Source organism: Caryophanon tenue, assembly GCF_001700315.1.
Classification (GTDB): Bacteria; Bacillota; Bacilli; order Bacillales_A; family Planococcaceae; genus Caryophanon; species Caryophanon tenue.
In genome coordinates this window covers 1-13,519 of sequence record NZ_MASJ01000027.1, presented here as the reverse complement: position 1 = coordinate 13,519, position 13,519 = coordinate 1, and the positions used below count along the sequence as shown (strand labels likewise).

Below are 13,519 nucleotides of genomic sequence, written 5' to 3'. Positions count from 1 at the left end.
TACTTCTATGTAGCGGTTTTTTTATTTTGTTTAGAAAGCCGAAATAAAAGTAAAACACACACATGTAAATTGAACAAAACATGAAGGAGACTTTTTAACATGAGTAGGCAACAAGAACAACCACAATTAAAACGTGGTTTGAAAAGCCGTCATATTACGATGATTTCGCTCGGCGGAACAATCGGTACAGGCTTATTTTTAGCAAGTGGTGGCTCGATTGCACAAGCAGGTCCAGGTGGTGCGCTACTAGCATATGCACTTATCGGGATTATGGTGTATTTTTTAATGACAAGTTTAGGTGAGATGGCGGCATACATGCCATCAGCAGGTTCGTTCAGTACGTACGCAACGAAATTCGTTGACCCAGCACTAGGTTTTGCGCTCGGCTGGAACTACTGGTACAACTGGGCAATTACAATCGCAGCAGAAATTGCGGCTGTATCCCTAATTATGAAATATTGGTTCCCAGATAGCTCTTCAGCACTGTGGACAGTGATGTTTATCGTCGTTGTATTATCATTCAACGTCCTATCGGTAAAAGCATACGGTGAAGCGGAATATTGGTTTGCGATGATTAAAGTTGCAACGGTTGTTATTTTCATCATCGTTTCATTCTTAATGATTTTTGGTATTTTAAAAGGGGAAGACCCAATCGGCTTTGATAACTTCTTTGTCGGGGATGCACCGTTTAATGGTGGCTTCCTAGCACTGTTTGGTATTTTCTTAGCCGCCGGTTTCTCATTCCAAGGGACAGAATTACTTGGGGTTACAGCGGCTGAAACAGAAGACCCGAAAAAGAGCATTCCAAAAGCAGTAAAATCTGTGTTTTGGCGCATTTTAATTTTCTATATTTTAGCGATTTTAGCAATTGGTTTAATTATTCCGTACAATGACCCACGTTTACTATCAGAAGATATTGCAACGTCGCCATTTACGCTTGTATTTGACCGTTTAGGTGTTGCATTTGCAGCATCTGTAATGAACGCCATTATTTTAACGGCGATGCTATCAGCTGGTAACTCTGGTTTATATGCAGCAAGCCGTATGTTATACCAATTAGCAGTGGATGGCAAAGCACCGAAAATGTTTATGAAATTAAACAAGCGCGGTGTACCAATCTTCGCATTACTTGCAACATTAGCAGTTGGTTCATTAGCCTTCTTATCATCGTTTTACGGTGATGGTGTTGTATACATTTGGCTATTAAATGCCTCTGGTTTATCGGGCTTCATCGCATGGCTTGGTATTGCGATTTCTCATTATCGTTTCCGAAAAGCGTACAAACTACAAGGTCGCGATATGAGCTTGTTACCGTACAAAGCGAAATGGTATCCATTTGGACCGCTATTTGCATTTATTGTATGTATGATTGTTATTTTAGGGCAAAACTACACAGCATTCTTCGGCGGTGTAGACTGGGAAGGTATCGTTGTATCGTACATCGGAATTCCATTATTCTTAGCATTATGGTTCGGTTATAAAATTAAGCACAAAACAAAAGTTGTGCCATTAAAAGATGTAGAATTAGATTAATAAATAGAAGGCAATCATCCAATCGCGTATACAGATTGGATGATTGCCTTTTTACATGGATAGATCAATCTAAAGAAAAGATATGCACGTTTTCGCTAAAAGCCGAACGTTCGTTATGATAAAATGTGAATTTTTTGTGTATATACGAATAATCAGAACTTTTTAACTTCTTAAAACATATTGTCAACGAACATTTTCATGCTTATAATGAGAACATTCTAAACGAAGTATATTTCACTCATATAATCGTGGGGATATGGCCCACAAGTTTCTACCGGTTCACCGTAAATGAACTGACTATGAGAGCTCATATAAGTAGACAATCGTCTATTGTTTTTTCGAACCTCAAGCTCGGAAAGTATGACCCTCTCGTAAACATGAGGTTGTACTTTGCGAGCTTTTTTTAGCTTTACCCATCAGGAATTATGTCAAGTAGCATCATTTTCTAAAGTTGTAAACAGTAGGAGGAAGAACACGTGAAGGCGTTACAAGAAAAAATTCATGAAGTCGGACGCGTATTATCAGCGGACGTATTAAAGGTAGATTCATTTTTAAATCATCAAATTGACCCACAGCTTATGAAGGAAGTGGGCGAGGAGTTTGCGAATCGTTATGCAAACGAAGTAATTACGAAAGTGTTAACAATTGAGTCATCAGGTATTGCACCCGCAACATTTTTAGGCTTAACAATTGGTGCACCAGTTGTGTTTGCACGTAAAAAACAATCTTTAACATTAACAGATAATGTATATACATCAGAAGTGTATTCATTTACGAAACAAGAATCGAATAAAATTTCGGTTTCTCGTGATTTTTTAACAGCAGATGACAATGTCATTATTATTGATGACTTTTTAGCAAATGGCGAAGCGGTTAAAGGCTTAGTGGATATCGTGAATCAATCAGGCGCGCATTTAGTTGGCGTAGGTATCGTGATTGAAAAAGGCTTCCAACAAGGTGGCAAATTATTACGTGACCAAGGTTTACGTATCGAGTCATTAGCACGTATTAAATCACTAGAAAACGGGAAGGTCGAGTTTTTCGAAGACGGTGAATTCTAGTGAATAACGCAAAAGCTTTGACATTCGGTTTCCAACATTTATTAGCCATGTATACAGGCGCGATTTTAGTACCGTTAATTATCGGTTACGGAATTGGCATGACACCAGAACAAATCACGTACTTAGTAGCAATTGATTTATTCATGTGTGGTGTGGCGACAATTTTACAAGTATGGCGTGGTAAGTTTATCGGTATTGGTTTACCCGTTGTATTAGGTTGTACGTTTACTGCAGTGCCAGCGATTATTTCAATCGGGAACGGTGCAGGTATCGCAGCAATTTACGGTGCTATTATCGCATCTGGTATTATTGTCGTGTTAATCTCAGGGTTCTTCGGGAAAATCGTGAAGTTTTTCCCACCAGTTGTGACAGGCTCTGTCGTAACCATTATCGGGATTAGCTTATTATCAACAGCTGTAACAAATATTGGTGGCGGTGATGCAACAGCAGAAGGCTTCGCATCAGGTCAAAATCTTTTCTTAGCGTTTTTAACACTAGCCATTATCATTCTTGTGTACCGTTGTACAACTGGCTTTATGCGTGCTATCGCAATTTTAGCCGGTATGTTAACAGGTACAGTTGCCGCATTATTTATGGGCATCGTGGACTTCCAACCGGTGAAAGATGCAGGCTGGTTCCATATGGTACAACCGTTTTACTTCGGAATGCCAGAATTCCATCTTGAGCCAATTATTACGATGACATTAATCGCAATCGTTTCATTAGTGGAATCAACAGGCGTTTATTATGCATTAAGTGATATTACGAAAAAGCCGTTAAATGAAAAAGATTTAGCGCGTGGCTACCGTTCAGAAGGTATCGCCTCTGTGATTGGTGGTATTTTCAACGCATTCCCGTATACAACATACTCACAAAATGTCGGTCTTGTGAAAATGACGGGTGTCACAGAGCGTAAAGTGATTTACATGACAGGTTTCTTATTAATCATTTTAGGCTTCTTACCGAAATTTGCGGCATTGACGCAAATCATTCCAACACCAGTGCTTGGTGCAGCGATGGTGGCAATGTTCGGTCTTGTTATTACACAAGGTATGCAAATGCTTGCACCAGAAATTAATAAATCAATGGAAAATGCACTTATCGTAGCGTGTGCTATTGGTTTAGGTGTCGGCGTATCGGTTGTCCCAGGCTTATTTGCTTCATTACCAGACATGCTTGAGACATTATTCTCAAACGGTATCGTAACAGGTGCAACAACAGCGATTGTGTTAAACATTGTGTTTAATATGATTGGGAAGAAGAAGTAAGAGGAATGCAGCTCGGCCATCACTTCATGTGTAAGGGACATCTAGGTTGAGTAATAATGTTCTTAGCTAAACGAATTATTTAATTATCTTGAAAGCAAAAAAATATCCTTCAGCAACGACAACTGCTGAAGGATATTTTTTGTCCCGGTGTCTTTTTTTTTATATTTTTTGAAGAAATAATGAAACTAATCACGAGTAGCTCCGTCTGTACGGTACATAAAAAAGGAGGAGCTACATGAAAAAATTACTCATAGTGCTCGTGTTCAGTATGATTGCTTGTTGTAGCTATACAAGTAAAGCAGACGCGGCGCTATCAAGCATATTAAATGTTGCAAAAACAAATATACCGCTTCAAGCGAGTGCATCTAAGCATGCAGAAACCATTACGATGCTAGAACGTGGTGATACTGTTTGGACAGATGGTTATACTTTTGCAGGGTGGTTAAAAGTCGTAACAAACGAAGGGAAAGGCTATGTAAATGCTAGTCAAGTAGAGAATATTGGTTGGTCCGTTGCGCCGTATGAACTGCGTTTTACGATGCATAAACTTACGACAGGTTTAACGGTAGAGCGAAACGGTGCATATATCGACTTTGAGAAAGGTGATTTTATGTATCGTGCGCAGACGACACAAAATACGACCATTTCACATGCCGATGATATCCCACAAGCGTTTTTAACGCGTATCCCACCGACAATTCGTGCGGCAAAGGACGCAGTTGTAATGATGTCAAAGCCATCAAAGTCGTCAAATGTCTTAACGACAATTAATGCAAATACAGCTGTTGAGTCATACGGTGTGGTGAATAAAGAGTGGCGTATTATCCGTTACGCTGACATGATTGGCTACGTTCCTGCAAAAGATATGGTTGCGTTAAAAGGACAAACGCAATATATCAAAACAGACGGTGTCGCATTATTTGATAGCCCAAATCGTGTTGACGCCAATATCATGGACATCTTATGGAGCAATATTGCTGTTACAGCGTATCCATCAACAAGTGGCTGGTCATATGTGGAGTATGGAAGTGGACAAGTAAGAGGGTACGTACCGACGGAGATGTTACAACATAAACAAAACGCTACACATTCGACTAGTAGCGAAGTGCTCGATGAAACGATGGTGGATAAACGTATCATTAAAAAAGAAACGCTAGCCAATGGTGATCAACAACTGACGATTCGTTTAAGTAACCGACTGCATAGCCATCGTGATTTCTTTGTAGCGACAAAGAAGAACAATAATACGAAACTTACATTGAATACACAATCTATAATAGACTTCACATATGGTCGCGATGGTTATATGGGTGAGTTTTCGGGTTATGTAGAAACGGCTGCACAGTTATCAAAAGATACAGGTGTTCATTTTTGGACATGTGGTGAGTTATGTTATGAAGTAAACGGCGAAGTGAAGAAGTTTTCGGTACCGGCACACGATTATATTGATCCAGGTTTTATGGTGATGAGCTTTATCAAACCGATTGGTGATGGTCGTTTCCAAGTGCTCATGCCGACAACGACAAATCCAAATTTCATCGATGCGTATGTCACATTTGCATATAACGAAAAGACACAACAAATTGAAGAAATAGAACGGATTATTTTACAAAATGATGACTCAGAACCGTTACAGAAAATACAACAAGTATGGCTTAGTAATCGCTTTTATGTTGTGCAAAAATCACTGATGCCATAATAAATTAAGTTAAAATTCACCTTATTTTCTAAAACAATCCTCAAATTTATGTTAATGTATAGGTAAAACATGATGAGGACAAGCCATATGAATAATTTTGAAGAACTAATCGACACACATAGCAAGCATCTTGTTCGTATTGCGTATTTATATGTAAAAGATTGGCCGACAGCTGAAGATATCGTTCAAGACGTATTCATAAAGTTTTTTCAAACACAGCAACAATTTCGCCAAGAGGCATCGATAAAAACGTATTTAACAAAAATGACAGCGAATAAAGCTAAAGATTATTTGCGCTCTTGGAAATACCGAAAACAAGTGCTATTTGAAAACGTCTTTGGCGAAACACGAGGCATTGACGAGGATGTCGTGGCACGCGAACATCTTGCCGAACTTGAAAAACATTTATTTCAGCTACCGTTAAAGTATCGCGAACCATTGATTTTGTATTATTATAATGAACAGTCTATTGCGGACATCGCGCAAGAGTTAGGGCTGAATGAAAATACCGTAAAAACGCGATTACGACGAGCAAAGCAACAGATGAAAATGTTTTTTGAGCAAGAGGAGGCGGGACAACATGACGAATTTTAAAAACAAATTGGATGACATGATGGGAGATACATCTGCTTCAGAAAAACGTATTCAACAACAAGTGCGTATGAAGATGACACAACCGCCATCACCGTCTAAAAAGCGCATGTGGCATATCCCGGTATTAACATCATTTGCAACAGCTGTTGCATTACTTTTAATTTTAACAACAATGAACTCGCCGCTACTTTCTTCATCCAATGATGGACGCGGCGTTCCGTATGACCCACTCGATGATTTATATGACATTATGGCATTGCGTGGTGACGATGCACTTTCAACGAAAAACTATACACTTTTTGAATCGCTACCAACCATTCAAACGTTAGAGCCGTTGCAGTACATCGACAACGAAGCGTTTATGTTACAAGGGGAATCATTTTCAACAGTCATTGAACGAAAAGCGCGTATGTACGATGAGCCAGTGTATGAACAAAGGGATATTGTGCGTACGCAAACGTATACAGGCAGTCATTTACCTGTGTATAACGAAGATTATTATGAAGTCATTGCCGTGCCAGGTGACCGTATTTATTTACGTGACGGTCAACTAACGGTGAACGGTGAGAAGATTTCAAGCCGTCTATTGAAGCAATATGCAGACAATGATATTCATATTGCAGGTGGCTATGAGCAAGTGTTAAACGCACGTGAATATTTACTGTTAAATCATTTCCCGGCGGATAACAGCTTACAAGGAGCAACGATTATTCCAGTGCATAAAATTTACGGGGAAGTCGTTGGGATTATGCCACAAACAGTTGCGGCTGAAGTGCAACCAACATCCGCTCAACAATATTTTGATGCGTTGTTATATGCCTTAGAATTTAATGACGGTGACGGGGCAGCTGCCTTTTTACAACAAGGCTATACATTCCCATATGCAAGCCGAACAGGCGAATTCTTTTTAGAAGCGGGGTACCGTACTGTACGTGAAGAAGGCGATAAAGCCATTATTCATTATGACTTTGGACGCGAGCAAGGAACAACGTACACATTTATGATGTACAAAACATCAGACGGTTGGCAGTTAGGGCCGAACTCGTAAAAGAAAAAGCACACGCTGTAGCAAATATACTGCTACGGGGTGTGCTTTTTTGATGCAATTTTTACGCTGTAATATGAATGTAGAAATCTTGCCCATTCATAATTTCAGGTAGTAAAATATTACGTTGCTGAAAGTACGTATACAACACAGCAGCTAAGCTTGCATGTCCATTTAAATAACTCCCTACTTGAATCGTAGCGGTCGGATTATTGTGGAAGAAAAAGTAACTACGTGTATTGTCATCAAGGGTCGCTAAAATATGTTGAAACGTGTCGTAAGGAATTGAAATACCACGTGAATATCGAATAAAACGATGGTACTTATCGTGCCGAATATAAATATACTCTTGATGGCGAAGTATTTGTGGTGGTTGCATGTGAAATGACATTCCTTTCTTTTTCAACATCATTGATCAAATGATTCCCATTGGCTTTGTTGGATGTCTTCAGCAATTACTTGCAAGTCATAAGCCGTAATCGTATAAATTTCATATTGTGCATAATGCTCTTGGAATGCTCGTGCCAAGCGTGCAATATACTTTGGTGAGCCTTCATTCTCCTCGTCATAGAGCAGTAAAAGCCCGTCTGTTTGTTCTAAAATAAATTTGTCTTTTTCAACGAACTGCCAAGGTGCTTCATATGGTTTTTTCGTAGCCGCAGTCACAAAGTCAGCGCCACTTGAAATAAGCTGGAATTGTTGTTTTTTATCATCGCTCCAATTAGCATCCATTTCTAAAAATGGTGTAATAATCGCAAGTTTTAATTGCTCGAACTCTTTCTTCAAGTCTAAAACGATTTCAGCCGCCCATGTTTCAACGCCAGGCTGTCCACTTACAATTACCCATTCTAAGCCGTCATCAAGCAATTGGCGTAAACGTTCTTCAAGTGCTTTTTTTATAATGGGTAAACCAGGATGTGAGGAATTGAAGATCCCTAACTCATGTGGACGATACCCAGTTACATAAATACGCGTCATGTGTGAATCACCCTTTCTTCTCCCTTAAGTATACAAAAAAAACGTGCAACATATAATAGTTGAAGCATTTATTCGGACGTGAAAAAAAGATGCATTGTGCACAAAAAAGACGATTATTCATGTGCGAATAACCGTCTTTTTTTCTTATGAAATTAACGCTTTTACAACTTTTGAAATGATTGCGCCTTCTGCTTTGCCATTTAATAAAGGTTTTGCAATTTTCATCGCATCGCCCATATTCATACCTGCGCCAACACCAGCTTCTTGTAGCGCTTGTGCAATTTCTTCTTCTGATAATTGCTTTGGTAAAAAGCTTTTTAACAATGTTAATTTTGCTTCTTCCTTTTCAATTAAGTCTTCACGTGCAGCTGCTTTTGCGCCGTCTAACGCTTGGTTTGTTTGTTTTACTTCACGGTTAATGACTGCGATTTCTTCTTCTTGTGTTAAAGCAGTGCCTTTTTCTTTTTCTGCGCTATCAAGGGCTGCTTTCACCAATGTTAAAACACCTTTTGCTAGCACATCTTTATTTTTCATTGCTGTTTTTAATTGATCAAATACTTGCTCTTTTAACATGAAAATCGCTCCATTCTATTCTATGCGGTAGAGCTATTATAGCATGTTCCTTACACTAAGCGGAACATTGTCGCCTCATCATCGAGAGACATCGCAATGCTTGCTAAACGTTCAGTGGCAAGTGCAATATCATTTGATACTTTTTTCTGTACAAGCATTTGTTCACTCGCTGTTTGTGACTGCGCGGCACATTGCTCAGATAGTGCCATCAAATGGTCAAAGCTCACGACTAACTGCGATGTCGTATCAGCCAACTCTGTTACAAGAACGTCTGTATCGTTTGCTTGCTGTGTAATATTTATATTGGCTTCAGCAATTTGCGAAAATAACGCATTGGTTTCATCGATGCTTGTCACACCATGCTGTACATGTGTATGAACACTTTGTAATTCAGATGCTGTTGTTGTCACGGCATGTTGTACTGCATGAATGGTAGACGATACGGATTTAGCAGATGCTTGCGATTGTTCTGCTAGCTTTCGCACTTCGGCTGCAACGACAGCAAAGCCTTTTCCTTGTTCGCCAGCACGTGCCGCTTCAATTGAGGCATTGAGTGCAAGTAAATGTGTTTGTGATGCGATGTCTTCAATCGTATGTGTAAATTGTTGAATGGCATTCGATGTCACATGTAAATGTTCCATTGCTGCTTCCACATGTGAAACAGCCTGTGCCATCGTATGAATTGTTGCTGCAGTTTCAATCACTTGTTGTTTACCTGTATTAACGAGTGTATTGGCCTGTGTTGTTGCTTCCAAAATCGACGCGGTATGCTTCGAGATACGTTGTAAATCCGTTGCGACGTGCTGAATTGTATCGACCCCTTCTTCAAGTACTTGTAATTGATGTTGCGTGCTTTGCGTTACAACAACTGAAGCGTCATATGATGTCGTCACCGCGCCTTTCGATTGTTCGATATTTGCAACGAGTTCTTGTGAAGAAGCGGCTACATGTGTACTTGCTTGATTGACGCTGCCAATCACTTGCTGAAAATTATAAAGCATCGCATTAAAGGCGAGCGCAAGTGAGGTGACTTCATCCTGTTGTTGTTTCTGTAATGGAATAGGTGTGACCGTTAAATCGTGCTTACTAAGAGCATGGAATTTTTCAGTCATACTGCGTAATGGACGAATTTTCTTGGTGAGCATCACAACAATGACGATAATATTGCTAATGAATAATACAGCTATTGCCATCGTAATACTTAAAAATAATGTTAACTGTTGCTGAATAGCGTCTAGCTGATATTCCGACCAAATATCCACTTTCTCTTGGAATGCCGTTAATGTTGTAATGATGCTTTTCTCATAGGTTATATAATCATCGCTATAAAGCACCGATAGCGCATTTTTTTGCTCGTTCATATTGATTAAGTTAAATGCCCAATCATTCATATCTTGAATATTAGTAGCCGTTTGTTGAACTTGTTCGACGAGTAAAATAGATTCTTCTGGCAAATTATATTGCTGGAATATTTCATACATATGTGTGTATTGTTCGAGTGTATCATTTAGACGCTTTGTATATTGTTCTAAATCTTGCTCGTTTTCAGATTGCACATACACGCGTGCTAATGAAGATAAATTGGCTGACATGGATTGAAGCTGTGTATTTAAGTCAGAAATATAGATTTGTTGCTCATAGCGGTTTTGCTGGTCCGAAATTTTAAGCTGTAAAAAGATAAACGACACGATTAACGCAGTGCTAAGCAAAAGAGTGCTAGCAATCGTTAGACGAATAATCTTTTTGAAGGACATTGTGGGACACCCCAATTCGTTATTTTTTCCTATGTCTATTGTAATGGTCTTTTATTAAGAGCATGTAAACATTACATAGAGTTCAAGTAAAAAGAACGGAAAGTAAGATGAAGGACATGAAAAAGCCGACTGATAAGTAGCGTACACTCAGTCGGTTTTTTAAGAAGTTTGTTTTTATGTTAAAAATGGCGGAAGTTTTAGCCGTTCTGCAATGGCAACTTTTGTATCTTTATGGTTCGTATACATGCTAGCTGTTTTAAAATCCAGTAGCGCTGCATCAATTTTAGCAAAATGAATGAGTAATTCTGCACGCTTTTGTAACACATGTACGTCATGCTCATTAATACGTAGTGCAATAGAGTACAGCTCATATGCATATTGATAATCGTGAAGCATGACGGCGCAATCAGCTGCCCATTCATAAACAAAGCTTGTTTTACGAATCGTCGGCAGCGCGTACTCAAAATATTGAAGAGCGCTTTTGTATTTCTCAAGCTGTAAATCACGGTAGCCCGCTACAATATAGAGAGCGTAGTGTTTAGAGTCTTGTAAATAGTTATGAAAATACGTTTCGAAACCCGCAATCGTTAAAATTTGCCCAACGCGTTTATACAAAGCTTCATCGAGTGGTTGTAGGCGTAGTGCGGTGCTAATCTCTTTCATCGCTTGTAAGTATTGCTGCTCTTTGACATACATACGCCCGCGTGCAATATGAAACGATGGTTGGGTGTCATCGTGAGCAATTGCGCGTTCATAGCAAGTAATCGCTTGTTCTGTCAGTTGTTGCTGCTCATAGTAATAGCCAAAGTAGTAATGTAGAAGTGGTGTTTGTGCATTTACTTTTTCAGCTTGTTGTAAGTTAAATAAGGCAGCGTCAAATTTTTGCGCTTCTATATACGTAAGAGCACGCTCTAAATAAAAGATTTCATGGTGTTCAATAGAGAGAGCGACAGAAAACTGTTTAATGGCGGCATCATATTCTTGAAGTGTACGTTTAACAATGCCGAGCCAGTAAAAAATAATCGCTTCATTTTGTTGGAAGGAAGCGGCTTTTAATAAATCACGCTTTGCTTCCTTGTAATTTTTCAAATAATAAGAAGCAATCCCTCTATATAAGTAAAGTGGGTAGTAGTGAGCGTATTGCCCAAGCAGCTGCGTCGTCGAATAAATAACTTCTTCATAGTGCTGACGCGAGAAGGCAATATGGATTTGTGCTAAATAATGCTTCACATCTTTGCTCGTTTTTGGGAACAGTAAATCGACCATACCATCTTCAGAAACGATGGCAATTAAGCAACTTTGGGCAATGGTATTGCGTGAAAAATACTTAATCGCCGCATTATACCGCGCACCTCGGTCACTTCTTCCTTCTGTTTTCGATGTTACAACGCCATCTAAAATAACGCCGATGCTATGACAAGTATTTTCCGTATCAATAAAAATCGCGCCGTCAATACTTGTTAGCTGTTCAATTAGCTTGTCAGTAGGGAGAGAACTCGACGCTAATGGAATCGGGTCTACGAGCATTGCCTGTTGTGCTTTTGCAAGTCGTCGTGTTTCTCTTTTCGCAAGCTTTGGGGGTGCGAGAACAACCATTGTACCGAGCCGCTGTTTTGTTGCATACTCGATTGTTTTTGCTAACGCATCAATTTTATGTTGATAATGGCGTCCATCTTGTGCGAAATATTTATGGAATGTCGTATGAATCGCATAGGCTAACTCATCTCGCCGATAATTAGAAGGTTGTAGTGACATTTTTTTATGGCTGGATAAGTAAATAAGCACTTCTTGTATTTTGTTTGCATTTCGTGGTTGGTGAAGCTTTGTCATTTTATACGTGTTTCTACCGATGAATGTAATAAAAAAGCATTCGTCTAGCACATGCGTTGGTGGGCGATGGAATTCTCCGATACCATAAATTTTCTGATGATCCGCAATGACGTAAAGAGGCTGTTGGGCAATTTCTAAAATTTTCCGCACTTGCCGGATTGAAGCAAGTGGAAATGGCTTTTGGAACGAAATATGAAATGTGACATGTTGAATATGCTCACTGCGGATAAAAAGCATTTTTGAAAGTGTAGGCATGCCTTCGTAATCCATAATCGAAATCGAATCGAGCAAATCAAATAAATAAACTTGCTCAACTGCGTTATCATGTTGTGCACTTTGTAAAATTGAAAAGAGCTGCTCTGCAAATTGAATGGAGCTTCCGTGCATCATAACAGCCAGTTGTCGTGCAGTAATAGCTTTAATACGTTCAGCAAACTGCTCAAATGTTGTACAGTAACCACGGTCGAGCAAATCAAATAAGCTTTTTAAAATAAAACGTGGATAAGAAAATGTACCTTCATCTAATGCTAATAAGGCAACTTCTTCAGGCACGTTCATACAATGTACAACAACATCACGTCCTTGAAGGCGATATGTATCATAAATTGTGGGCATATTAAATGGCGGCACAAAATCATCGAGTAGTTTTAGTGTAGCTCGATTTGGCATTTCACCAATTGTAATATTAACAACAATATCAGGAAGGATCGGTGTTAAATATTTCGTTACACATTTTTCTAATAAATGTTCTAGATGATGAAGTTCGTCGAATGTATACATGTTTTATCACCTCATTAAACCGTTATTTAGTGCTATACCCATAAATATCTGGTTAAAATCTTTTCTCTATTCTTATAGAAGAAACGCTGGTTCTTTAAATTAAAAATAAAAAAATGAAAAAACTATTGCGTTATATTAAAAATACGTGTTATTATATTGAAGTCGCTTACGAGAGACGTTGAAACACTTACTTGAAAAAATAATTCAAAAAAGTTGTTGACACTTTCGAACAGCGGTGGTAAGATATAGAAGTTCGCTTAACACGAATGAAAAACATGAACCTTGAAAACTGAACAACAAACGTTGATGAAACATAGTCGGTTTAACCGACAAAATTATGACATCTTAAATGATGCCAGCACATCGAGAACTTCGGTTTGAGATGAAAAATTTGAGCTTAACTC

The 13,519-nt window shown here is 38.9% G+C and carries 11 protein-coding genes and 1 riboswitch; of the genes, 6 read left to right on the top strand and 5 right to left on the bottom strand.

The window, feature by feature from the left end; all coding sequences use genetic code 11:
• Positions 1-99: 99 nt before the first annotated feature.
• The 6 genes from A6M13_RS11900 (at position 100) to A6M13_RS11875 (ending at position 7,203) form a co-directional block, all read left to right on the top strand.
• Positions 100-1,533 carry an amino acid permease gene (locus tag A6M13_RS11900; protein WP_066546575.1) on the top strand — a complete coding sequence of 478 codons (1,434 nt, stop codon included), beginning with the start codon at positions 100-102 and terminating at the stop codon, positions 1,531-1,533.
• 218 nt (positions 1,534-1,751) lie between these two features.
• Positions 1,752-1,853, top strand: a riboswitch (purine riboswitch).
• A gap of 156 nt (positions 1,854-2,009) precedes the next feature.
• Positions 2,010-2,594 carry a xanthine phosphoribosyltransferase gene (locus A6M13_RS11895; RefSeq protein WP_066546572.1) on the top strand — a complete coding sequence of 195 codons (585 nt, stop codon included), beginning with the start codon at positions 2,010-2,012 and terminating at the stop codon, positions 2,592-2,594.
• On the top strand, positions 2,594-3,862 hold the full coding sequence (locus A6M13_RS11890) for a nucleobase:cation symporter-2 family protein (protein WP_083998345.1): 1,269 nt from the start codon (positions 2,594-2,596) through the stop codon (positions 3,860-3,862). Before A6M13_RS11895 ends, A6M13_RS11890 begins: the two co-directional genes overlap by 1 nt.
• Positions 3,863-4,097: 235 nt before the next feature.
• Positions 4,098-5,561 (top strand): SH3 domain-containing protein, encoded by a 1,464-nt coding sequence (locus tag A6M13_RS11885; protein WP_066546567.1) that lies wholly within the window; start codon positions 4,098-4,100, stop codon positions 5,559-5,561.
• A gap of 87 nt (positions 5,562-5,648) precedes the next feature.
• Positions 5,649-6,155 carry an RNA polymerase sigma factor gene (locus A6M13_RS11880; RefSeq protein ID WP_066546565.1) on the top strand — a complete coding sequence of 169 codons (507 nt, stop codon included), beginning with the start codon at positions 5,649-5,651 and terminating at the stop codon, positions 6,153-6,155.
• On the top strand, positions 6,142-7,203 hold the full coding sequence (locus A6M13_RS11875) for a S26 family signal peptidase (RefSeq protein WP_066546564.1): 1,062 nt from the start codon (positions 6,142-6,144) through the stop codon (positions 7,201-7,203). The genes A6M13_RS11880 and A6M13_RS11875 overlap by 14 nt, the downstream gene beginning before the upstream one ends.
• Before the next feature lie 61 nt (positions 7,204-7,264).
• Here A6M13_RS11875 and A6M13_RS11870 read toward each other — a convergent pair whose 3' ends face one another.
• From A6M13_RS11870 to A6M13_RS11850, 5 genes are all read right to left on the bottom strand, one after another.
• Complete coding sequence (locus A6M13_RS11870; protein ID WP_083998344.1) at positions 7,265-7,579, bottom strand: hypothetical protein; 315 nt, start codon at positions 7,577-7,579, stop codon at positions 7,265-7,267.
• Positions 7,580-7,608: 29 nt separating this feature from the next.
• On the bottom strand, positions 7,609-8,178 hold the full coding sequence (locus A6M13_RS11865) for an SLOG family protein (protein WP_066546561.1): 570 nt from the start codon (positions 8,176-8,178) through the stop codon (positions 7,609-7,611).
• 144 nt (positions 8,179-8,322) lie between these two features.
• Entirely contained in the window at positions 8,323-8,751 is a 429-nt protein-coding gene (locus A6M13_RS11860; protein ID WP_066546560.1) for a GatB/YqeY domain-containing protein, read from the bottom strand.
• Between the two features lie 50 nt (positions 8,752-8,801).
• A complete protein-coding gene (locus A6M13_RS11855; protein ID WP_066546558.1) occupies positions 8,802-10,505 on the bottom strand; it encodes a methyl-accepting chemotaxis protein in 1,704 nt (567 codons plus the stop codon).
• Between the two features lie 174 nt (positions 10,506-10,679).
• Positions 10,680-13,115, bottom strand: a complete 2,436-nt coding sequence (locus tag A6M13_RS11850; protein WP_066546555.1) for a diadenylate cyclase — start codon at positions 13,113-13,115, stop codon at positions 10,680-10,682.
• Positions 13,116-13,519: the final 404 nt, after the last annotated feature.